This is a genomic window from Castellaniella sp., assembly GCF_041677825.1.
Lineage (GTDB): Bacteria > Pseudomonadota > Gammaproteobacteria > Burkholderiales > Burkholderiaceae_B > Castellaniella.
Genome location: NZ_JBAYPG010000004.1, coordinates 18295 through 40818, shown reverse-complemented (window position 1 = coordinate 40818; position 22524 = coordinate 18295). Strand labels below are relative to the sequence as shown.

The 22524-nt window shown below is 65.3% G+C and carries 23 protein-coding genes and 1 pseudogene; 12 read left to right on the top strand and 12 right to left on the bottom strand.

Features of this window, described 5'->3' with window-relative positions; all coding sequences use genetic code 11:
• Window positions 1–13: 13 nt before the first annotated feature.
• The 4 genes and pseudogenes from WCY17_RS02845 to gpmA form a co-directional block, all read right to left on the bottom strand.
• Window positions 14–760, bottom strand: a pseudogene (locus tag WCY17_RS02845) (ThiF family adenylyltransferase); the annotation flags it as partial.
• Window positions 761–792: 32 nt separating this feature from the next.
• Window positions 793–2316, bottom strand: coding sequence for a S41 family peptidase (locus tag WCY17_RS02840; protein ID WP_372700656.1), 1524 nt, complete (start codon window positions 2314–2316; stop codon window positions 793–795).
• Window positions 2317–2371: 55 nt separating this feature from the next.
• Window positions 2372–3661 (bottom strand): murein hydrolase activator EnvC, encoded by a 1290-nt coding sequence (locus WCY17_RS02835; protein ID WP_372700655.1) that lies wholly within the window; start codon window positions 3659–3661, stop codon window positions 2372–2374.
• Between the two features lie 38 nt (window positions 3662–3699).
• Window positions 3700–4452, bottom strand: coding sequence for a 2,3-diphosphoglycerate-dependent phosphoglycerate mutase (gene gpmA / locus WCY17_RS02830; protein ID WP_372700654.1), 753 nt, complete (start codon window positions 4450–4452; stop codon window positions 3700–3702).
• A 142-nt stretch (window positions 4453–4594) separates the two neighbouring features.
• Between gpmA and WCY17_RS02825 the strand changes: the two genes are divergently transcribed.
• From WCY17_RS02825 to WCY17_RS02810, 4 genes are read left to right on the top strand one after another with little or no spacing between them, the layout of a single operon-like run.
• The gene (locus WCY17_RS02825; protein ID WP_372700653.1) at window positions 4595–5008 is read left to right on the top strand and encodes a rhodanese-like domain-containing protein; all 414 of its coding nucleotides are present in this window, start codon (window positions 4595–4597) and stop codon (window positions 5006–5008) included.
• 10 nt (window positions 5009–5018) lie between these two features.
• Entirely contained in the window at window positions 5019–5276 is a 258-nt protein-coding gene (gene grxC / locus WCY17_RS02820) for a glutaredoxin 3 (RefSeq protein WP_372700652.1), read from the top strand.
• A 28-nt stretch (window positions 5277–5304) separates the two neighbouring features.
• Window positions 5305–5817 (top strand): protein-export chaperone SecB, encoded by a 513-nt coding sequence (gene secB, locus WCY17_RS02815; RefSeq protein ID WP_372700651.1) that lies wholly within the window; start codon window positions 5305–5307, stop codon window positions 5815–5817.
• Window positions 5814–6860, top strand: a complete 1047-nt coding sequence (locus WCY17_RS02810) for an NAD(P)H-dependent glycerol-3-phosphate dehydrogenase (RefSeq protein ID WP_372700755.1) — start codon at window positions 5814–5816, stop codon at window positions 6858–6860. The genes secB and WCY17_RS02810 overlap by 4 nt, the downstream gene beginning before the upstream one ends.
• A 9-nt stretch (window positions 6861–6869) precedes the next feature.
• Here the strand turns inward: WCY17_RS02810 and WCY17_RS02805 are convergent, their stop codons facing one another.
• Window positions 6870–7340, bottom strand: a complete 471-nt coding sequence (locus WCY17_RS02805; RefSeq protein ID WP_372700650.1) for a tRNA (cytidine(34)-2'-O)-methyltransferase — start codon at window positions 7338–7340, stop codon at window positions 6870–6872.
• Window positions 7286–8086, bottom strand: a complete 801-nt coding sequence (locus WCY17_RS02800; protein ID WP_372700649.1) for a ComF family protein — start codon at window positions 8084–8086, stop codon at window positions 7286–7288. The genes WCY17_RS02805 and WCY17_RS02800 overlap by 55 nt, the downstream gene beginning before the upstream one ends.
• Window positions 8087–8143: 57 nt before the next feature.
• Between WCY17_RS02800 and WCY17_RS02795 the strand changes: the two genes are divergently transcribed.
• The 5 genes from WCY17_RS02795 to WCY17_RS02775 all read left to right on the top strand — a co-directional run bounded on the left by WCY17_RS02795 (window position 8144) and on the right by WCY17_RS02775 (window position 14266).
• A complete protein-coding gene (locus tag WCY17_RS02795) occupies window positions 8144–9100 on the top strand; it encodes a methyltransferase domain-containing protein (RefSeq protein ID WP_372700648.1) in 957 nt (318 codons plus the stop codon).
• Between the two features lie 65 nt (window positions 9101–9165).
• Window positions 9166–10500: a 16S rRNA (cytosine(967)-C(5))-methyltransferase RsmB gene (rsmB, locus tag WCY17_RS02790; RefSeq protein ID WP_372700647.1), complete on the top strand. Its 1335-nt coding sequence runs from the start codon at window positions 9166–9168 to the stop codon at window positions 10498–10500.
• A 154-nt stretch (window positions 10501–10654) separates the two neighbouring features.
• On the top strand, window positions 10655–11227 hold the full coding sequence (locus WCY17_RS02785) for a DUF4390 domain-containing protein (RefSeq protein ID WP_372700646.1): 573 nt from the start codon (window positions 10655–10657) through the stop codon (window positions 11225–11227).
• A complete protein-coding gene (locus WCY17_RS02780; protein ID WP_372700645.1) occupies window positions 11179–13533 on the top strand; it encodes an ATP-binding protein in 2355 nt (784 codons plus the stop codon). Before WCY17_RS02785 ends, WCY17_RS02780 begins: the two co-directional genes overlap by 49 nt.
• Before the next feature lie 25 nt (window positions 13534–13558).
• On the top strand, window positions 13559–14266 hold the full coding sequence (locus WCY17_RS02775) for a response regulator (protein WP_372700644.1): 708 nt from the start codon (window positions 13559–13561) through the stop codon (window positions 14264–14266).
• Here the strand turns inward: WCY17_RS02775 and fmt are convergent.
• Window positions 14206–15165 (bottom strand): methionyl-tRNA formyltransferase, encoded by a 960-nt coding sequence (fmt, locus tag WCY17_RS02770; RefSeq protein ID WP_372700643.1) that lies wholly within the window; start codon window positions 15163–15165, stop codon window positions 14206–14208. The two genes, WCY17_RS02775 and fmt, sit on opposite strands and share 61 nt — an antisense overlap.
• A gap of 5 nt (window positions 15166–15170) precedes the next feature.
• On the bottom strand, window positions 15171–15695 hold the full coding sequence (gene def, locus WCY17_RS02765) for a peptide deformylase (protein ID WP_372700642.1): 525 nt from the start codon (window positions 15693–15695) through the stop codon (window positions 15171–15173).
• Window positions 15696–15784: 89 nt separating this feature from the next.
• Between def and dprA the strand changes: the two genes are divergently transcribed.
• From dprA to WCY17_RS02750, 3 genes are all read left to right on the top strand, one after another.
• Window positions 15785–17056 carry a DNA-processing protein DprA gene (gene dprA, locus WCY17_RS02760; protein WP_372700754.1) on the top strand — a complete coding sequence of 424 codons (1272 nt, stop codon included), beginning with the start codon at window positions 15785–15787 and terminating at the stop codon, window positions 17054–17056.
• Window positions 17057–17145: 89 nt separating this feature from the next.
• The gene (locus WCY17_RS02755) at window positions 17146–18051 is read left to right on the top strand and encodes a hydroxymethylglutaryl-CoA lyase (RefSeq protein WP_372700641.1); all 906 of its coding nucleotides are present in this window, start codon (window positions 17146–17148) and stop codon (window positions 18049–18051) included.
• 11 nt (window positions 18052–18062) lie between these two features.
• Window positions 18063–18530 (top strand): hypothetical protein, encoded by a 468-nt coding sequence (locus WCY17_RS02750; protein WP_372700753.1) that lies wholly within the window; start codon window positions 18063–18065, stop codon window positions 18528–18530.
• A 63-nt stretch (window positions 18531–18593) separates the two neighbouring features.
• On the opposite strand, the gene WCY17_RS02745 is transcribed toward WCY17_RS02750, so the two are convergent.
• From WCY17_RS02745 to WCY17_RS02730, 4 genes are all read right to left on the bottom strand, one after another.
• Window positions 18594–19169 (bottom strand): cysteine hydrolase family protein, encoded by a 576-nt coding sequence (locus WCY17_RS02745; protein WP_372700640.1) that lies wholly within the window; start codon window positions 19167–19169, stop codon window positions 18594–18596.
• A gap of 54 nt (window positions 19170–19223) precedes the next feature.
• Complete coding sequence (locus tag WCY17_RS02740; protein WP_372700639.1) at window positions 19224–20243, bottom strand: amino acid ABC transporter substrate-binding protein; 1020 nt, start codon at window positions 20241–20243, stop codon at window positions 19224–19226.
• Window positions 20244–20392: 149 nt separating this feature from the next.
• Entirely contained in the window at window positions 20393–21661 is a 1269-nt protein-coding gene (locus WCY17_RS02735; RefSeq protein ID WP_372700638.1) for a phenylacetate--CoA ligase family protein, read from the bottom strand.
• A gap of 11 nt (window positions 21662–21672) precedes the next feature.
• On the bottom strand, window positions 21673–22458 hold the full coding sequence (locus WCY17_RS02730; protein WP_372700752.1) for an ABC transporter ATP-binding protein: 786 nt from the start codon (window positions 22456–22458) through the stop codon (window positions 21673–21675).
• Window positions 22459–22524 lie beyond the last annotated feature (66 nt).

Below are 22524 nucleotides of genomic sequence, written 5' to 3'. Positions count from 1 at the left end.
CCGCGGGGCGCGCACGCCTGCTGCACACGGGGCAGCCGGGGTCCTGGCGAAACCGGATCGTCTGCCACTGCATGCGCAGGGCATCCACGGACAACAGGCGCCCCGTCAGGGGTTCGCCCATGCCCACCAGCAGCTTGATGGCCTCGGCGGCCTGCACGCTGCCCACCATGCCCACCAGAGGCCCCAGCACACCCGTAGTGGCGCAGCGCAGTTCTTCGGCAGAATCCGCCTCGGGAAACAGGCAGTGGTAGCATGGCGCGGCCGGATCACGCAGATCGTATACGCTGACCTGCCCCGAAAACCGGATGGCCGCCCCTGAGACCAGCGGCGTGCCGGTTGCCACGCAGGCCCGGTTGATGGCATGCCGAGTGGCGAAATTATCACAGCAATCAAGCATCAGGTCGGCCCGTGCCGCGAGTTCGAGCAGACGGGCGTCATCCAGCCGCTCGACCACGGCCTGTACGCGCACATCGGGATTCAGGGCGTACAGGGCATCGCGCCCGGATTCTGCCTTGGGGCGCCCCAGGCTGGCCGTATTGTGCAGGATCTGACGCTGCAGATTGCTGAGTTCGACCACATCATCATCAACCAGCGTGATCTGCCCGACCCCGGCCGCCGCAAGATACAGTGCCGCCGGCGACCCCAGGCCGCCCGCGCCGACGATCAGTACCCGTGCAGCCAGCAGGCGCTCCTGCCCCTCGATACCCAGTTCGTCGAGCAGGATGTGGCGCGCATACCGCAGGAGCCGGGCATCGTCCAGATGGTCTTCTGGCACCGGATGATCGGATGGCATCAGGGCACCTTGATCATCCCCTCGGGGGTGATGCGATAGCGCAGGATTTCGATGGGGTCCGTACCAACCGGACCTGAATCATTCAGGGTTTTTTTTTCACCTGTCGGCCCGGCCGTTTCGCTGGCGGATTTCTTGCCATCGCCCGCGCTGCCGGCCCGGTCACGCTCGCGCTTGACCTGCGCGGGATCGGTCTTGAGCACCGGCCGCCCCAGCAGGGCATTCAGCCCCTGTTCGAGCTGCCAGTCGTCTGCCCCGCCAAACTCGAACATATGGATTTCACCCTGGACGAAATCCTCATCGTTGTCTTCCCGGAGCGTTGGTTCGGGAATGTCCTGCGTCTTCAGGTGATGGCGCAGATCCACTTCGCGCTGCATGCGAAACAGGTTGCCTGCGGCGCTGTCGGCCACCTCGTGGTCGGGATCCACCCCCGTGTTCTGTATGCTGCGCCCCTTGGGCGTGTAATAGCGTGCCGTGGTCAACTTGATGCCCGTGTCATCGTCGAGTTGCAGGACCGACTGCACCGAGCCTTTGCCAAAGCTGCGGTTACCGACGATTCTGGCCCGCTTGTAGTCCTGCAATGCACCCGCCACGATCTCGGAAGCCGAGGCCGACCCGATGTTGATCAGCACGACCATGGGCACGGTGCGTGTCCAGGCGGGCAGCGCAATGCCCGCCCCTTCGCGGTCGAGGTGCCGGGCATAGAATGCTTCGTTCGATGACGGGATGCGCCCCTTTGTGGAGACCACGAGTGCACCCGGCTCGAGAAAGGCGGATGACACGCCGATGGCGCCATCGAGCAGGCCGCCGGGGTCATTGCGCAGATCGAGCACCAGCCCCCTGGGGGCCCTGTCGGGCGAAAGCTCGGCCAGCATGCGGATGAGATCGGCCGTAGTACGATCCTGGAACTGCGTCACCCTGACATAAGCGATGTCATCAGCCAGCATCTTGCCACGCACGCTGCGCGTCTTGATCATTTCGCGCACGATATGGAATTTCAGGGGCTTGCTGCTGCCGGCGCGCTGTATGGTGAGGTCGATGGGCGTGCCCGGCTCGCCGCGCATCTTCTTGACGGCCTCGTTGAGCGTCAGCCCTTTGGTGGGTTCGCCGTCGATCTTCGTGATGAGATCGCCTGTCAGGATGCCCGCGCGCGCGGCGGGCGTATCTTCGATCGGTGCAATCACCTTGGGCATGCCGTCCTGGGTGCCGATTTCGATGCCCAGCCCCCCAAACCCGCCACGCGTGATGTCCTGCATCTGCTTGTACGCCTCGGCATCGAGATACAGCGAGTGCGGGTCAAGATCCGCGAACAGGCCCTTGATGGCCTCATCGATCAGGGTCTGATCGGTGACCGGTTCGACATAGCTGGACTTGATGGCGCCATACACGTTGGCAAACTGCTGCAGGCCCTTGAGCGGCAGCGGCTCGCCTTTCTGCGCAGCGGCAGCAATCCCCAGGCTGACCAGGATACCACCCAGAAAGCCCACGAGTATCCAGCCCCAGGATCGCTTGTTGTTCAGGTTCATTGAAAGGCCCCTGGCCCGAAGTGTCGAACAAATATTGAATAGTACCGTACCGCCATCATGGCCGCAGCCACAGTTGCGGGTTGATCGGCGCCCCTTCGTGACGCAGTTCGAAATACAGACCCGGCTCGACCTGTCCGCCGGTGGCGCCGACCCGCGCGAGCACATCGCCCGCTGCCACGACGTCACCCACCTCGCGCAGCAGGCTGCGGTTATAGGCATAAACGCTCAGGTACTGCTGGCCGTGGTCGATGATCATCAAATTGCCAAATCCGGCCAGCCAGCCGGCATACACGACCCGGCCGGCTGCCACCGCATGCACCGGCGTATCCTCGGGTGCGCGCAGCACGACCCCGCGCCACAGCCCGCCATCGGGGCGCTGTGCGCCGAAACGGCCCTGCATTTCTCCGGCGACCGGCAGCGGCAAGCCTTTTTTCAGCCCTGAAAACCCACCTTCGGGCACGGTACGGGGCGTATTTTCCGGGGCGGCCTGCGCTTGTGTGACCTGCTCTTGAGCAGTTTGCCCCTCCGCAACCTGTTCCTGAGCGGCCTGTTCCTGAACGGCTTGTTCCCGAGCGGCCTGTTCCCGAGCGGCCTGTTCGCGCGCCGCCTGTTCTGCAGCCCGGCGACGCGCCTCTGCAGCGGCAATTTCTTTTTTGAGCGCCTCGAGCAACGCACCCAGTTGCTGCTCGCGCCCCTGCAAGCCCTGTGCCTTTGATCGCTCGGCCACCAATTGTGCGGCCACCCGGTCATACGCCTGGCGATGCGCCTGCTCTTGTGCCTGCAAGGCCTGCTGACGCGCCTGCATGTCGCCCTGCAGCGCCGCGAGCTCCGCCAGACTGGCATCGGTCTGTGCCTGCAGCCGAGCCAATTCGGCCAGGGTGCCCTGCAGCGCCGCCAGGGTCTGCGTACGCGCCCTGGCCACATAGCTGAGCCAGCCCAGTTCACGCCCCAGTTTCTGGGGATCACGCCCCGAAAGCAGCACGGACCAAGGTGAAAGGCCACTGGCATGGCGCGCGCGCAACTGGCTGGCGAGCGCCTGCTGCTGCACCCGCAGCGCAGCCTGCTGCTGTTCCTGCTCGCGAGACAGTTGGGCCAGCACGGCCTGCAAACCCTGCTGCCGCTCATCGAGTTCCAGCAGGCTGCGCGTCATGTCCGAGATGGCCTGCTCGGAGGCCTTCAGGACGCGGCTGGTGTCGGCCTGGCTGGCTTCGCTGGCGTCTATGCGTTTCTGCAGCGCATCAATCTGCCGGCGCAAGGCCCCGCGTTCTTTCTGTGCCTGCTGCTGGCGCGCCTGCAGAGGCGCCACTTCCGTGGGTGCTGCCGCCGCACCCGCGACAGACGACATGACCAACACACACAGCAGGCACAGCGCCCGGCGCATGCCTATGCCTTGCGGGCCTTGCCCTGATTGGCCACTGCCTGCATGGCGGCCTGGATCTGGTCGGCATCACCCAGGTAATAATGCTTCAGGGGGCGCAGGTCGCTGTCGAGCTCGTAGACCAGCGGCTGGCCGGTAGGGATATTCATGTGGACGATGTCTTCATCGGACACCCCATCCAGATGCTTGATCAAGGCGCGCAGGCTGTTGCCATGCGCCGAGATCAGTATGCGCTGGCCGGCGCGCAGGGCGGGGACAATGGCGTCTTCCCAGCAGGGCACCACGCGTGCCACGGTATCACGCAGGCATTCCGTGGCCGGCAGCAGCGCGTCAGCAAGGCCGCGGTAGCGCGAATCGAAACGCGGATGGCGCGGGTCGTCGGCGGCCAGGGGCTCGGGTGCGATCGCATAGGCACGACGCCACTGAAGCACCTGGGCATCACCATAACGGGCAGCGGTCTCGGCCTTGTTCAGACCCTGCAGGGCACCATAATGGCGCTCGTTCAGGCGCCAGTCGAGCGTGATGGGGGTATGCATCGCATCGAGCGCATCGAGCGTGATCCACAAGGTACGAATGGCGCGCTTGAGTACCGAGGTCCAGGCCAGGTCGAACACAAAGCCTTCTGCGCGTAGAAGTTCGCCTGCCGCCCAGGCTTGCGCATGGCCCGTCTCGGTGAGGTCTACATCCGTCCAGCCCGTGAAACGGTTTTCGAGATTCCACTGGCTTTCGCCATGGCGCATGAGAACGAGCTTGTGCATCGCAATCCTGAAAAAAGTTCAAAACCGACAACCATTTTATAATCACCGCTGCAGACCTGCCCGGCAGGTGCGTACGGGATCCCGACAAACCGCCGGTCTCGTGTCCCCAACCCCTCTCATCGACAGCCTCACAGGAACTTTCGTGGACTTCTTGCTCAGCCAGAACAATCTCTGGATCCTGCTCATCGCACTGGCCTCCGGCGCCCTTTTGCTCTGGCCCAATCTGATCGGCGGCGGGCGTGCCACCGCACGCATTGCCCTGGCCGATGCGGTCGGCCGGATCAACCGGGAAAACGGCCTGTTCGTCGATATCCGCCCCGAGACGCAATTCAAGGCCGGCAGCATCCCGCAGGCGCGCAATATTCCCATCGACACGCTCGAGGCGCATGCGGGCAGCCTGCCCAAGGATCGCCCGATCGTGGTCGTCGACACGCGTGGCCAAGAGGCCGGCAAGGCCGTAACCCAGCTTCGCAAGCATGGGCTGGAGCAGGTCTTCAGCCTGGAAGGCGGGCTCAATGCCTGGATCGATGGCGGTCTGCCCCTGAAAAAATCCTGAGAATCTCCCAATGTCCCAAGTCACCATGTACTGCACCCAGGTGTGCCCCTATTGCGTGCGCGCCGAAATGCTGCTGAAGCAGCGCGGCGTGACCGAGATCCATAAAATCTTCATCGACCGCGATCCTCGGCAACGTGTCATCATGATGGAACGTACGGGCCGACGCACCGTGCCGCAAATCTACATCGATGACCGTCACATTGGCGGTTACGATGATCTGTCCGCCCTGGACCGCGCCCAGGGCCTGCTGCCTCTGCTGCAGGCCTGATTCCACCCACCCTTTTTCCGGAACCCTCATGTCTGAAGAAAACCAGAAGCAGAATGGCCAGGCCCCCAGCTTCGGCCTGCAGCGCACCTACGTCAAAGACCTGTCCATCGAGATGCCCAACGCCCCCGAGATTTTCCTCGAAAAAGAAGGCCCGGCCGTCGAAGTGTCCATTCAGGTTTCCGGTCAGCGCCTGGCCGAAAGCGTCTATGAGTCCGTGGTGACCGCCACGGTCACCACGCGCATCGGCGACAAGGTCCTGTATCTGGTCGAACTCGCCCAGGCCGGCATCTTCGAAGCCGCCAACATTCCCGCCGAGCAGCTCGACCCACTCATCGGCATCGTCTGCCCGACGATGCTGTACCCCTATCTGCGCGCCAATGTCGCCGATGCCATCACGCGCACCTCGATGCCGCCCCTGCACCTGAGCGAAATGAACTTCCAGGCCCTGTACGAACAGCGTCTGGCGCAGCAGAAGCAACAGGCGGCCGAGGGCGATCAGGCAGACTCCGGCCTGATCCTGCCGCCCGGGGCCCGCAACTGAGCCATCCGCACATGTCCAGGCTGCGCGTCACCGTGCTGGGGGCCGGCAGCTGGGGCACCGCCCTGGCTGCGCTGGCCTGTCCACGGGCCGAGGTCATGCTCTGGGCCCGCGATCCCGCCACGGCACAGGTCCTGGGCCAGCAACACCGCAATCCACGCTATCTGCCCGACATCCCGCTGCCCGAAAATCTGCTGGCCACCCATGACTTCTCCACGGCGGTGGCGCACGCGCTGGGCGGGCCGGGCGATGCCGCCGGGCTCATCGTGCTGGGGGTGCCGATGGCGGGCCTGGCCGAAACCTGTGCCGAACTGGCCAGGCAGTGGCCCCCGCAATCCCCGGCACTGCACGTCCTCTGGACCTGCAAGGGCATCCAGGCAGATAGCCGCGAATGGCCGCACGAGATCGTGGCACGCGCGTTCGCCGGGCGTGCCGAGGCTCACGCCGGGGTATTGTCAGGGCCGTCATTTGCGCGCGAAGTCGCCCTGGGCCTGCCGGTTGCCTTGACCGTCGCAAGCCGTCACACCGCCACCGGCCATCTTGCACAGCGGGCCTTCCATGGCAATCAGGCGCGCATCTATACCTCGGGCGATATCATGGGGGTGCAGGTGGGTGGGGCCATGAAGAACATCGTGGCCATCGCCTGCGGCATCTCGGATGGCCTGCGGCTGGGTACCAATGCGCGGGCGGCCCTGATCACCCGCGGCCTGGCCGAAATCCGCCGTCTGGGCGTTGCCCTGGGCGCGCAGGCCGACACATTCAATGGCCTGACCGGTCTGGGGGATCTGGTGCTCACCGCCACCGGTGATCTTTCACGCAACCGGCAGGCGGGCGTCGCCATCGGCCAGGGCGAGGCCCCACACCGCCTGCTGGCGCGCGGCATCACGGTCGAAGGCGCGCGCTGCGCACAGGCGGCCAGAGCGCTGGGCGAGCAGCTGGATCTGGACATGCCGATCACCGACGTGGTCTGTCAGGTGCTCTTCGAGGGCCTGACACCCCGGCAGGCCGTCGCTACCCTGCTCGAACGCGAGCCACGCCCCGAATGAGGCCCGGGCTCAGACACCACCGGCAAACCCGGCCTGGCGCCAGGCCTCGAAAACGACCACGGCCACCGCATTCGACAGATTCAGGCTGCGCTGCGCCGGGCGCATGGGCAGACGCACGCGCTGTGATTCGGGCAGCAGGGCCAGATGCGCAGCCGACAGGCCGGCCGTCTCACGCCCGAAGATGAACGCATCGCCAGCCTGAAACGTCTGGGCACCGAGCAGGCGCGCGGCATGGGTCGTGAAGGCAAAGCAGCGGTCGACCGGGCGGCCCACAGCCTGCAGGGCCAGTGCCAGGCTGTCATGCACGCGCAGATCGGCCCATTCGTGGTAATCCAGGCCTGCGCGGCGCAGGCGGGCATCATCGAGCACGAAGCCCAGCGGACGTACCAGATGCAGCTGACAGCCGGTGTTCGCCACCAGCCGGATCACATTGCCGGTGTTGGGCGGGATTTCGGGTTCGACGAGGATGATATGGAACATGGCCCGAATTGTAGTGCCCGTGCAAGCACCCAGGCCTCGACCTGCACGGCCCCGGCCTCGACCAGCACTGCGCGGCAGGCCATCAAGGTGGCACCCGTCGTCATCACGTCATCGACCACCGCCACACGCAAGCCGTCCACGGGGCTTGCGCTGGCCAGCAGCCCCTGCTGTGAGGTCAGGCGGGCAGACCGAGGCAGGGCCGCCTGACGTGGCCCTTCGTGCAGGCGGCGCAGCGCACCGAGCCGGTAAGGGATGCCCAGGCGACGGGCCAGTTGACGGGCCACCTCGGCAGGCGGGCTGAACCCCCGCTGACGCAGTGCGGCCGCGCGCGCCGGCACCGGCACGATACACTGGGGCGGCCCCGCTGCCGCCCAGCCAGCGGCGAGAATCGCCGTTTCGAGCTCTTGGACCAGCAGGCTGGCCAATGAGAGCTGGCCCTGCAGCTTGTAGGCCTGAATCAGGCGCTGGCCCACCCCGAGGTAGTCAAAGGCGCTTACGATACGGTCACAGGCGGGCGCCGCTCGGCTGCAGTCCGGGCACCGCCCCTGCACGAGCGGATGCTGGCACCACGCACAGCGGGGCACCGAGGGGCAGCGCCCGAGCGCCCCGCGGCAGGCCGGGCACAAGCCCTGCCCCGACACCCGCCGGGCACAGCCGGGGCATTCGGCCGGGATCAGGTCACGCCAGCGCGCACGAAACAGATGCAGCATAATGATGGGTTCGGGGATCAGCAATGACGGGTTCAAGGATCAGGGCCCAGTATAGGAATCCGCCAGACCACACATCAGCCCAACGCATCATTTATGTCCCAGCTTCCACGCCTGCCCATCGATCCCACCGCCGTGCGCCGGCAGTTTGCCCGGCGCGCACCACTGGATGCCGCCCAGTTCCTGTATGGCGAAATAGCGCAACGCATGCTGCGTCGCCTGGCGTACATCCGCATCGCGCCCCAGGACATCCTGGATGCCGGCTGCGGGGCCGCCCATGCGCTGGATCCGCTGCGCGCGCGCTACCCGAACCTCAATTATCTTGGTCAGGATGCCTGCGAACCCCTGCTCGAGGTGGCGCGCCAGCGCTACGCGACCACGCCCGGTTTCTGGCACCGGCTGCGCAACAAGCCGACGCCCAGGCCTGGCTTCAGCCAGGCGGATCTCGCCGAAACAGGCCTGCCCGACCAGAGCCTGGATCTGGTCTGGTCCAATCTGGCCCTGCATTGGCACCCCGAGCCCCATATGGTGCTCCAGGAATGGCGCCGCATCCTGCGCAATGATGCCCTGGCCATGTACTCCAGCCTGGGCCCCGGGTCGCTGCGCGAACTGCGTGAGGCCGTCGCAGACGCGGATCTGGATACACAGCCGATGGAGTTCGTGGATATGCACGATTTTGGCGATCTCATGCTGCAAGTGGGCTTTGCCGATCCGGTCATGGATCAGGAAATCATCACCCTCACCTATCGCAGCGCCGAGAAACTGCTGGATGACGTCCGCATTCTGGGCGGCAATCCGTCCCGTGGCCGCAGGCGCAGCCTGAGTGGGCGCAACTGGCGCAATCGCCTGCTGCAGACCCTCGAACAGCGCCGTCATGACGACGGCACGATCCACCTGAGCCTCGAAGTGGCCTATGGGCACGCCTGGCGGGTGGCCGCCCGACGCGGCGTGTTCGGCGAACTCCCGGTGGCGACCTTCAAACGGGCCCGGCCCCTCGAGGCCGGCAAGCCGCCGCCCCGGGTGGTACCACGCAAGCCGGACGCAGACAGCTGAAGTGCCGCCCGGTCATTCCATGCGGCCTTCCATGCACACCGTTCATCCGACACCGGGACCAGGCCATGACCCGCGCACTTGATGCCCGTGTCACGCAACCCGGCCTGCACCAGCAACTGATGGCGGCTGGCATCGCCATCGAGGCGGTGCTGCGCGGGCAGTCATTGTCCGCTGCACTCGAGCACACCCCGAAGCCGTTGCGGCCTGCGGCACAGGCGCTGTCGTTCCATGCCATGCGCCACCTGGGTCTGGCGCGCGCACTGCGCGCCCTGATGGTGCCCAAAACACCCGGCTGCATGCTGGTCGACGCGCTGCTCCTGCTGGGCCTGAGCCTGCTCGAAACCAGCCTGCAGGCGGCAGCCGGCGAGCCGTTGCCGCCTGGGGCGCCACGCTACGCGGCCCACACGGTCGTCCACCAGATGGTCGCCGCGGCAGCCAGTGAGCGCCGCACACGCCCGGCCGGCAACCTGATCAACGCCATACTCAGGCGCTACGGGCGCGAGCGCAAGGCGCTGCAGGCCACCGTTGCCGACCAGCCGGAGGCACGCTGGAATCATCCCCAATGGTGGATCGATGCGCTGCGCCAGGCCTGGCCCGATGACTGGCAGGCCCTGCTGCACGCAGCGAACCAGATGCCACCCATGACATTGCGGGCCAACCGCCGGCGGATCGGCCGCGACGCGCTGCGCGCCCAATTGCAGCAGCAGGGCCTGGCCGCACGCCCCGTACTGCAGGATGGCCTGATTCTGGAGTCGCCCAGGCCCGTGCACGAGATTCCCGGGCATGCGCAAGGCCTGTGGTCGGTCCAGGACGCCTCTGCACAGCGTGCCGCCGCGCTGCTGCCACTGCGGCCAGGCGCGCGGGTGCTGGATGCCTGTGCCGCACCCGGCGGCAAGACGGCCCACCTGCTCGAGCACTACGATCTGGACCTGACGGCGCTCGATCAGGATGCAGTCCGCCTCGACAGGATCGCCGACAACCTGAAGCGCCTGGGCCTGTTCACCGACAGCATCCGGATATGTCAGGGCGACGCACGCACGCCGGAACAATGGTGGGACGGCGAGGCCTACGACGCGATTCTGGCCGACGTTCCATGTACGGCATCCGGTGTGGTCCGCCGGCATCCGGATATCCGCTGGCTGCGCCGCGCCAGCGATCTGGCGCGCACGGCCCGTTTGCAGGCCGAGATCCTGCGGGCCCTGTGGCCCGTGCTCAGGCCAGGCGGCCATCTGCTCTACGTGACCTGCTCGATCTTCCCCCAGGAAGGCGAACAGCAGATCCAGGATTTCCTGCAACACGGCCCGCAGGCGCGGCGCCTGGCAGCGCCTGGCCATCTGCTGCCGGGCGGCGCGGACGATGGTGATGGTTTCTTCTATGCATTGCTGCAGAAGGCACCCTGATTGCAGCCCTGGCACCCTGTGCACCCCTGGCGCCATGGCGCCGGCAGCAGCCAGAACAGGCCGGCGGCGCACCAGACCGGGCCAGGGCTTGCGTCCACACGGCGTCTCATCAATACTTCAGGGGTTTCGATCCGTTCATGCACCTGCACTCGCAATGTCCCGCCGCCTCCTGTATGTGCTCATCGTACTCGTTGCCTTGCTGCAAACCGGTCTGGCGCTGGCCAACGGCGGTGAGGTCACCCATGTTTCATTGCAGCAGACAGGCGGCCAGTGGATGCTCGATGCCGATATCGACATACACCTCGGAGACGAACTCGATGAGGCCGCGCACAAAGGCGTACCCCTGTATTTCACGGTCGATCTGCAGATCGAACGGCCACGCTGGTGGTGGTTCGATGAAACCGTGGTAGACGAACAGCGAACCTGGCGCATCCAGTACAACCCCCTGACACGCCAGTGGCGCACCGGCACGGGCGATCTCTCGCTGCCCACCCCCAACCTGGATGAGGCGCTGGATCAACTGCGCCATATCCGCCACTGGGCCATCGGGCCCACGGAACGTTTCGCGGCCGACCAGACCTGGCGCGGGCGCCTGCGCCTGCGCCTGGATACGGCGCGCCTGGCCCGTCCGCTGCAGGTCGATGGGCTGAACAGCACCGCCTGGGCCCTGACGACACCATGGAAATATTTCGAATTTTCGACTTCCGCCGACACGCACCCCGAATGACGCGCTGGGCCTTGCGCCTGGCCCTGGGGGTCGCGGTGATCAGCGCCGCAGCCTTGCTGGCGCTGCTGGTCTGGTCCACCGGGAATGCGTCGCGCTACGCCCAGCAATACGACACCCTGCTGCTGCTCAACGGCATTCTGGCCGTCGCCCTGATGAGCTGGGTCGTGATCCTCGCCTCGCGGCTGCTGCGCCAGATCCGCCGTCACCAGTTCGGGGCGCGCCTGACCGCCCGATTCACACTGTATTTCACACTGATCGGGGTCCTGCCCGGGCTGCTGATCTATGTCCTGTCCGTGCAGTTCATGTCCAGATCCATCGAATCCTGGTTCAACGTCAGGGTGGACACCGCGCTGGAAGCCGGCCTGAACCTGGGGCGTGCGGCGCTGGATACACAGCTGGCCGAACTCGATGCCCGGGCACGCGGCATCGCAGTGCGGCTGAACAATGCCAGTGACGCAGAAATCGCCCTGCTCATCACCACCCTGCGCGCCACCAACGAAATCGACGAGGCCATGGTGTTCAGCGGTACCGGCCGGCTGATCGCTTTTTCATCGACGGATTTCAGCCAGCTGCTGCCCGATCTGCCCCCCAGCAGCGTCTTGAACCAACTGCGCGTGTCGCAAGGCTATGGCGCCGCCGAAGAAGACCACCCCGAAGTCGATGGCCCAACCCATCAGGGCCTGCATCTGCGTGTCATCGTCCCGATCGAGGCCAGTTCAGAGCGCCTCGGAACCCCCATGGGACTGGGCAGCGACTCGCGCTGGCTGCAGGTGATCCAGGCAGTGCCCGAGCGCATCGCCCAGAATGCGAGCCAGGTCCAGCGGGGTTTCCAGGATTATCAGGAACTGGCCCTGTCGCGCCTGGGCCTGCGCAAGCTGTATGGCATCACCCTGACCCTGGCCCTGATCCTGGCCGTATTCGCAGCCCTGGTGGCCGCCCTGGCCGTTTCGAGGCGCCTGGTACGTCCGCTGCTCAGGCTGGCTTCAGGCACCCAGGCGGTCAGCGTGGGCGACTTCCGGCCGCTGCCCGAGCCACCGGCACGCGACGAGGTCGGCCAACTGACGCGCTCATTCAATGCCATGACGCGCCAGCTAGATGAAGCACGCCGCATGGTGGACCGTCACCGGCGCCAGCTGGAACAGAGCAATCTGTACCTCGAATCCATACTCGGCAATCTCTCATCCGGGGTGCTGGTGTTCGATCGCGCATTTTGCCTGACCCTGTTCAATCAGGGGGCCCAGAACATCCTGCACGTCGATCTGCGCACCCACCAGGGTCGCCCGCTCGAGGTGGTCGAGGGCGCCCTGCCCATGGCGCGCCTGATCCGCCAGGCCTTTGCAACCCACGATGCGGTCGAATCCACCCGTCCCTACTGGCAGCAGCAGTTCGAGATCGAGCTGCAGGACGCGCCGGACAACGAACGCAAGAAGCACGTGGTCACGCTGCTCGCACGGGGCACCCGCCTGCTGCTCGATGGCCGGGAAGACGGTTTCGTCGTCGTCTTCGATGACATCAGCGAGGTCATTTCCGCAAGCCGCACGGTGGCCTGGGGCGAGGTCGCCCGCCGGCTGGCCCATGAGATCAAGAATCCGCTCACCCCCATACAGCTGTCGGCCGAGCGCCTGGCCATGAAGCTGGGCGACAGGCTGCCCGCCGACCAGGCCGAGATGCTGCTGCGCTCGACCCAGACCATCGTCAATCAGGTGGCCTCGCTCAAGCGCATGGTGGATGATTTTCGCGACTATGCCCGTACCCCCAAGGCACGCATGCAGGCCATCGATCTGAATGCCCTGCTCGCCGAAGTGCTCACGCTGTACGGCTGGGATCCAGCCGATACGCAGGGGCCGGTCAACGACAGCCATGCGGTTCATTTTCATGCCCGCCTTGCAGAGGGTTTGCCAGCCATCCTGGGCGACCCCGCGCAATGGCGCCAGGTGATCCACAACCTGCTTGCCAATGCACGCGATGCCAGCGCACAGACCCCGGGCAACACGCAAGCCGAGGTCCGTGTGCAGACCCGCCTCATTGCGCCTGAAGATGACAACGGACCCGTACGCGTGCGCCTGACCGTATCGGACAACGGGCCGGGGTTTGCGCCTGAGCTGCTGAACCGTGTCTTCGAGCCTTATGTAACGACCAAGCCCATGGGTACAGGCCTGGGGCTGGCCATCGTGAAGAAAATTGTCGAGGAGCACGGCGCCGAGATCGACATTTCGAACCGGGCGGATGGCGGCGCCCGCGTGTCGATCCTCTTCAACGTGCCCGAAGATCACGCAACTGGACGATCCCGATCAGGCACAGGATAATACACGGAACATCAAGCGAGGTGATATGGCCAGGATTCTGGTGGTAGATGACGAAATCGGCATTCGCGAATTGCTGTCCGAAATTCTGTACGACGAAGGCCATACGGTAGAACTGGCAGAAAGCGCAGCACAGGCCCGTGAGTACCGGCTGCGTCAGCGCCCGGATCTGGTCCTGCTGGACATCTGGATGCCGGATATCGATGGCGTCAGCTTGCTGAAAGAGTGGTCCGCGCAGGGCCTGCTGAACATGCCGGTCATCATGATGAGCGGTCATGCCACGGTCGATACGGCGGTCGAGGCCACCCGCATCGGGGCCATCGATTTCCTCGAAAAGCCCATCACGCTGCAGAAGCTGCTCAAGGCCGTCACCGTGGGGCTGGCGCGCTCGGTGATCCCGCCTGCCATGCGCCAGCGTACCGAACGGCCCCTGTATCCACCGGCCACCGAAACACAGCCGGCATACAGTGAATCGTCCGCCCCAGCCGGATACATCGGGCGCCCCGGGGCGACACTACCCAGCCATGAAGGTCGCGTGAACAGTATTTCGTTTGACCAGCCGCTGCGTGATGCCCGCGATGAATTCGAACGCCAGTATTTCGAATATCACCTGCAACGAGAAAACCACAGCATGACGCGGGTCTCCGAGCGCACCGGGCTCGAGCGCACCCATCTTTACCGCAAGCTCAAGCAACTGGGCATCGACACGTCGCGCAAAAAGGCTTCGGCGGGCTGACGCCGCCCGCCCGGCTTCTGTACGACCTTCAGGCGCAGGGTACCCTCTGCTGTCACCACATCGAAATGCCCGCCCGGCAGGATGCTGCCCGGCACAGACCCGGCCGTGGCCGGCGATGGCAAGGCCTCGGCCGCCCAGACCTTGATGGCGCCCAGGCCGGGGAACTGGATCGAGCACCCTGGAAACGGATCGAACGCCCGGATGCGCCGCGCCAGCACTACGGCGGGCTGGTTGAAATCGAGCGCAGCCTCGGATTTGAGCAATTTGGCCGCGTAGGTGATGCCGGTGGCCGGCTGTGGCACCCGCGGCAGCGACCTGCCCGCTTCGAGCTGCGCCAGCACGTGCACGATGGCGGTGGCGCCATCCTGCGCCAGGGCATCATGCAGGCTGGCTGCGGTTTCATCAGCCGACAAAGGCCGCGCGGTATGGTACAGCATGTCTCCAGTATCCAGGCCGGCATCCATTTGCATGATGGTGATGCCGGTCTGTGCGTCACCCGCCTCGATGGCTCGCTGGATGGGGGCTGCACCACGCCAGCGCGGCAGCAGGCTGGCATGGATGTTCAGGCAGCCATGCTGCGGCAGATCGAGCACCCATTGCGGCAGGATCAGACCATAGGCGGCCACCACGAGCACGGCGGGCCGGGCGGCCAGCAGGGCATCCCGAGCCTGATGCGCGTCTTCAGGGTGACGGCCATCGAGGCGCAGGCTGCGAGGCTGCATGATGGGCAGCCCATGGGCCATGGCCAGCTGCTTGACAGGGCTTGCAGTCAGCTTCAGACCGCGCCCCGACGGACGATCCGGCTGGCTGAGCACGAGTGACACCACGTGCCCCGCATCCAGCACGGCCTGCAGCGCCCGGGCAGCGAAATCAGGGGTTCCGGCAAATGCAATGCGCATGCAGATCAGACCTTGACCGCCTCGCGCTGGGCTTCGCGCTGCTGCTTGCGCAGGCGGGTGCGGATGCGGTTCTGCTTGAGCATGGAGAGGTATTCGACAAACACCTTGCCCTGGAGATGATCGAGCTCGTGTTGCACACACACGGCCAGCAGGCCTTCAGCGTCGAACTCGAAGGGTTCGCCCTGCTCGTTCAGGGCGCGCACATGGATACGTGCAGCCCGCTGCACTTCATCGTACACCCCGGGCACGGACAGGCAGCCTTCTTCGTACGTCTGCTGCTCGTCGCTTTTCCAGGTGATGTCCGGGTTGATGAGCACATGCAGTTCGTTGCCTTCTTCGGACACATCGATGACCACCACGCGCTCGTGCACATCGACCTGCGTGGCGGCCAGACCCACACCCGGCGCGGCGTACATGGTTTCGGCCATGTCGTGCACCAGCTGACGGATACGGGCATCGACCGCCCGCACAGGGGCTGCAACCGTATGCAGACGGGGATCAGGGTATTGGAGTATGGGTAGCAATGCCATATTGCAAACTGGAATCAATCATGAATAATCTCCAATGATATCGCATGCCGCCCCATTGGAACCGCAAGAATCCCGGTTGACCCCTTCAAATCCCCACCATGCATACTTCCGCCATTCTTCCAGATGAACTGCGCGCCTGGTTGCGCCTGGGCGCCATCCCCGGCGTGGGGCCTGCCACCATCCACAAACTGCTGAAAGCCCTGCACACGCCAGAGGCCGTCTTCACGGCATCGCTCAGCCAGCTCGCGGCACTCGTGGGGGCCGACCTGGCCCTGCAGCTGCGCCAGCCGCCAGATGCAGGGCTCGATGCCCTGTTCGAGCGCACGCAGGCGTGGCAGGCGCAGCCTGGACACCACCTGCTCACCTGGGCCGACGCCGAATATCCAAGCGCCCTGCTCAAGACATCGGTCGCGCCACCCCTGCTGTATGCCAGCGGCGATCTGGCCTGCCTGCAGCGACCCATGCTGGCCATCGTGGGTGCCCGCCATCCAACCGCAGAAGGTGAATACAACGCCCACGCCTTTGCCGAGTACCTGGCGGCACAGGGCTGGTGCATCGTCAGCGGTCTGGCCCGCGGGATCGACGGGGCTGCCCACCGCGGCGCCCTGCAGGCGGGCGGCGGCGGTACTTTGGCCATACTGGGCACCGGCATCGACCGCGTCTACCCGGCCAGCCACCGCGAACTGGCCCACCGGATCGCCCATGAAGGCCTGCTGCTGTCGCAGTTTCCGTTGGGGGCACGCGGCCTGCGACACCATTTTCCGCAGCGCAACCACGTGGTGGCCGCCCTGGCGCGCGGCGTCCTGGTGGTCGAAGCCGCCGAACACAGCGGTTCATTGATCACTGCACGCGCCGCAGCCGAACTGAACCACGAAGTGTTTGCAATACCGGGCTCCATCCATTCACCCCTGTCTCATGGCTGCCACGCGCTGATCCGCCAGGGCGCCAAGCTGGTCGAGTCGGCCCTGGACATTCTCGAAGAATGGCCCGAGCATGCGGCGCAGGCGCCAGAACGCGCCGCGCGGGCCGGCGCACATGATGCAGACCCGCCAGGGGCCGCGCAGCGTGCCGCACTGCACACTGCGGGTGTACGGGCGCGGCCCGATGACGGCATCACCACCCCCGACATCGGCGAGCAGGAAACAGACGCGCTGCAGGAAGGGCTGCCGGCAGGGCTGGATGACGATGCCGCCGCCGTACTCTATGCGCTGGCCCACCAGCCCCGTGATGTCGATTTCCTGCAGGCCCGCCTGGGCTGGCCGCTCGATCGGCTGCAAAGCCAGCTGACGCGGCTCGAGCTGGCCGGCCATCTGGTGCGCACCGACGATGGCCGCGTACAGCGGCGGCCGGGCAGGCTATGATGACCCATCAACACCTGCACGCGCGCACATGCATCACGCGGGCGCCAGCTGGCAGGCCAGATTCCCGTCATACCCAGTAGAAAACCGCCATGAATACACACGTCAAGATCATCGAGGTCGGGCCACGCGACGGCCTGCAGAATGAAAAGCAATTTGTCGCCACCGAGGCCAAGATCGAACTGGTCGATCGCCTGAGCGCTGCGGGCTTCGAGAACATCGAAGCCGTATCCTTCGTATCGCCCAAATGGGTACCCCAAATGGCCGATGGCGGGCAGGTCATGGCGGGCATCCGGCGCCGCACGGGCACCCTGTACTCCGCCCTGGTACCCAATATGCGGGGGTTGCAGGGCGCCCTCGCGGCACAGGTCGACGAAGTGGTCATTTTCGGGGCGGCCAGCGAAGCCTTTTCGCAACGCAACATCAACTGCTCGATTGCCGAATCCATGGATCGTTTCCAGCCGGTGGCCGAGGCAGCGAAACAGGCCGGCCTGCGCCTGCGCGGCAGCCTCAGCTGTGCGCTGGGCTGCCCTTACCAGGGCGAAACCCCGGTCGCCGCCGTGGTCGACCTGGCCGAGCGCATGCTGCGGCTGGGCTGCGACGAAATCGACGTGGCCGACACGATAGGCGTGGGCACGGCCGGGCGCACAAAAGAAGTCATGCAGGCGGTGGGCCAGATCGCCGATCTGGGCACACAGGTGTCGGGGCACTTTCACGACACCTACGGCCAGGCCCTGGCGAATATTCTGGCAGCGCTCGAATGCGGTGTGCGCATCTTCCACAGCTCGGTCGCCGGCCTGGGTGGTTGCCCCTACGCCAAGGGCGCCACGGGCAATGTCGCCTCCGAAGACGTGCTCTACCTCATGCACGGCCTTGGCTTGCACACCGGGGTCGATCTGGATGCCGTGGTCGATACCGGCACCTGGATCTCCGCCCAGCTGGGCCGCGACAACGCCAGCCGCGCCGGCAAGGCCCTGGCCCTGAAGAAAGCCGGGTAACGCCTGCCTTGGTGTCCGCGCGCCCCACACCGCAAGAGCAGGCCCGGCTGCTCGAACAGATCGGCCCCCTGCCCTTGCGCGGTCAGGCATGGCCACGCTGGATTGCCGCCATCGCCTGGCTGATCATGGCGCTGATCGTCTGGCGTCTGGTGATGGTGCTGCAGCTGGCAGGCCCTCGGGCGCTGCCCATGCTGGTGATTGCCAGCATCCTGGTGTGCCTGGGGGCGCTGCTCTGGATGAGCGCCCACATGTGGACCTCGGTCACTGAAATTTCAGAGCACGGCATCCGCCAGAGCTGGATCTCGCGGCGCGAAGTGACCTGGGGCGAGATCCAATCGACGAAGTTCATCCCGCTGGTGGCTACCAAGAAACTGGTCTGCTTCGTGCCCAAGGGGCGCCCCGTGGTGTTTCAGGCCGGCACCCCTGAACTGCAGGCCGCTTTTGCCCGCATCAGCCTGGTGTATCGCAGGCGGCCCTGACCGGCAGGATCGCCCCGACCGGGCGCTGCGGGGCAGGCCAGCCCGAAGGTGCCCGTGCGTGATTCAGCCGACTGACCCGGACGGGTCTGCCGGCCACGGCCCGACCCAGTCTGGATCGGTCACGACCTGGGCATAGGGTTGGGCGAGTGCCGCCATGAATGCAGTGTGCACATCCGCAGCCGCCACCGTCCGGCCGCCCAGGGTGAGATCGCGCGTGGCACAGGCCTTGTCCACCACAATGCAGCGATACCCGAGATCAAAAGCGGCCCGTACGCTGGCATCGATGCACATGTGGCTCATGGCACCGCAGAAGACCAGCGTATCGATGCCGGCAGCCTGCAAGCGCTCGTGCAGATCAGTCTGACGAAAACTGTTGGGAAAATGCTTGAGTATCACGGGTTCAGCATCCAGCGGCGCGACGGAATGGTGAATCTCGGCCCCCCGGGTGCCGGGCACCAGAAAACCAGCACCTTCGCGCTGTGCCAGATGCCGCACATGGACAACGGGTGCAGCGCGCTCACGAAAGCGTGCCAGCAGCGCGGCGGCCCGCTGTGCGGCCTGCGCCATCCCCACACAGGGCAAGGCCCCGCCATAGAAATAATCGTTCTGGATATCAACCAGTATCAGTGCTGTAGTCATGAGCATGCAGGAATCAATGGACACAGGGGAACAATCGATACACGGGTCATGGCCTCAGTGAATGGGCAAGGGGTACATCAGCCCGCCATCCGTCCAGAGGGCATTCAGGCCGCGACGGATCTGCAGGGGGCTGCCCATGCCCACATTGCGCTCGAAGGATTCGCCGTAGTTGCCCACCTGCTTGATGATCCGGTAGGCCCATTGCTCATCGAGCCCCATGTTCTTGCCGGCGCTGCCGGTGACCCCGAGCAGACGCTGTACGTTGGGGTTCGGGCTGTCGAGCTGCTGATCCACATTGGCGGATGTGACGCCCAGTTCTTCGGCACCGGTCATGGCCTGAAATGACCAGGCCACGACATTGAGCCAGGCATCGTCACCCTGGCGTACAAAGGGGCCGAGGGGTTCTTTGGAAATGATCTCCGGCAGGATCACGTACTGATCGGGATCGGCCATCTTGGCCACCCGGATCGAGGCCAGCCCGGAGGCATCGGTGGTAAAGACATCGCAGCGGTTCGCGGCAAAGGCGTTGACGACCTCGTTGAACTGCTCGATCACGACTGGCTTGTACTGCACCTGATGCGCGCGCGCCCAGTCGGCCATATTCTGTTCATTGGAGGTGCCGGTCTGCATGCATACGGTGGCGCCGTTCAGATCCCTGGCCGACGTGATGCCCAGCGACTTGGGCACCATGAACCCCTGGCCATCGTAGAAATTGATGGCGGCATGAATCACGCCCAGCGAGGTGTCCCGCGACTGGGTCACCGATGTGTTGCGCGCCAGCAGATCGACCTCGCCGGATTGCAGCGCCGTGAAACGCTGCTGGGCGTTGAGCGGCACGATCTCGACCTTGCCGGCATCGCCCAGCACGGCCGCAGCCACGGCACGACACATATCGACATCCAGCCCGGTCCAATGGCCCTTGGCATCGGGTGCTGAAAACCCGGCAAAACCCGTGGTGACCCCACAGCGCAGCGCCCCATGATCCTTGACGGTGTCGAGGGTGCCGGCGTGTGCCAGAGGCAGCGCGGCCGCACAGGCGATGATGGCGGCCGCATATTTGTACAGTTCTTGCATAGCTTCTTGCTCCTGTTGTGCGATACGGACTTCCAATACCCGATGGTACCGCAAGCGCACCGGCTGCGCGCCATCTGCGCCGCACACCTGGCAGAACGCTGCACATGCAAGCCACAGGATCGTCGGCGCCTGCCCGGACGAACCCGCAACTAGGCCAATCGGCGCCTGTCCTCGATCACCTTGCCGTCATTGGGCAGACTGCCCATGTCCACCTGCTGGACCGACGCACGCAACTTGGTTTCTTCGCGCACCGTCTGCACAATGGAATCGATCTCGAGCGCGCTGTCGGACTCGACCTGCAGCATCATGGTGTCGTGCCCGTCATTGCCCGATACCAGCAGACGGGCGCGGCGGATCCGTGGGTGACGGGCCAGCACCCGGGCCACCTGCTCGGGATGCACGAACATGCCACGCACCTTGGTGGTCTGATCGGCGCGCCCCAGCCAGCCGCGTATACGGGCATTGGTGCGCCCGCAGGGCGACTGCCCCGGCAGGAAGGCCGAGAGATCGCCGGTACCGAAGCGCAGCAATGGATAATCGGGTTGCAGCGTGGTCACCACGAGTTCACCGACCTCACCCTCGGGCAGCGGCTGGCCAGTACCCGGGCGCACGATCTCGACAATCAGGTTTTCGTTGAGCACCAGACCATCACGGGCCTCGGTTTCGTAGGCCACCATACCCAGATCCGCACTGCCATAGGCCTGGAAACCCGTGATCCCATGCGCCCTCAGCCAGACCTGCAAGGCTGCGGGAAAGGCTTCCCCGGATACCACGGCGCATTGCAGTGAAGGCAAGGCCACCCCCATTTGATCGGCCTTTTCGAGGATGATGCGCAGGAAGCTGGGCGTGCCCACGTATACGTCGGGCGCCAGGTCGGCCATGACCCGGACCTGCTGTTCAGTCTGCCCCACGCCACCCGGAAACACCGTACACCCCAGGGCATGGGCGGCGGTTTCCATCATCGAGCCCGCAGGGGTGAAATGGTACGAGAAGCAGTTGTGCACCAGCATGCCCGGACGGACCCCGGCTGCATGCAGGGCGCGCGCAAAACCCCAGTAATCGGCCCGTGCGCCTTCCGGCTCGTAGATGGGCCCTGGTGATGCAAACACGCGCCGTGCCTGCCCCCAGCCAATCGCCGAGAAGCCGCCGAAGACACGCTTGCGGTCGTTTCGACCCACACGCTGCGCGGCGATGCGGGCGGCGTGCTGGGCTTCGAGGAGTTCGGACTTGCGCAGCACCGGTATCTCGACGAGTGCGGCACGGCTGTCGATCTGCGCCGGGTCAAGACCCCGCAGTTGGTGCGCGATGGCGGGCGCGGCTGCGCGAGCCTGTTCCAGGGCAGCAGGCAAGCGCTCGAAGAGTTGCCGTTCACGCTCTTCTGGCGGCTGCGTCTCGCGAGTGTCGTAATGATCGTGCATGGGTTCCCCAGTTACAGCCAGCGCTTGCGACGCTTGTAGCTCTTGATGTTCTTGTACGAACGGCGCTCTTCGCCCCCACCGAGATAGGAGGCCTTCACGTCTTCGTTGCCAACCAGTTCGGCCCGTGTGCCATCGAGCACCACCTTGCCGTTTTCCATGATGTAGCCATAGCTGGCCAGACGCAGGGCCCAGTTGGCGTTCTGCTCGACCAGCAGCATCGTGAGCCCCTGTTCGCGATTGATGGTCTCTATGATGCCGAAGACCTCTTTGGCCAGCAGGGGCGACAGGCCCATGGAAGGCTCGTCGAGCAGCAGGAGCTGGGGCCTGGCCATGAGCGCGCGACCAATGGCCAGCATCTGCTGCTCGCCCCCCGACAGATAGCCGGCCAGACCCCCTGCCCGTTCGAGCAGGCGCGGGAAATAGCCGAACACCATATCCATGTCACGCCGGATGTTCTGCTTGTCCTTGCGCGTGAAAGCCCCCAGGCGCAGGTTTTCGAGTACTGTCATGTCCTCGATGACACGGCGGCCCTCCATGACCTGGAAAATACCCTGCTCGACGATCGCCTGAGGCGTCTGGTTGCTGATGGTCTGCCCCTGGAACGTGATGCTGCCGCGCGTGACTTCACCATCTTCGGTCTTGAGCAGGCCGGAAATGGCCTTCAGGGTGGTGGACTTGCCTGCCCCATTGGCACCCAGCAAGGTGACGATCTGCCCGCGCGGCACATCGAGGCTGACCCCGCGCAACACCAGAATGACTTCGTCGTAGACCACCTCGATGTTGTTGACCGAGAGCATGATCTCGGCCGTATCGGGGGCCCGGGCCTGTTGTGCCATGATGATCTCCGTGTGGAGCCCGGGGCG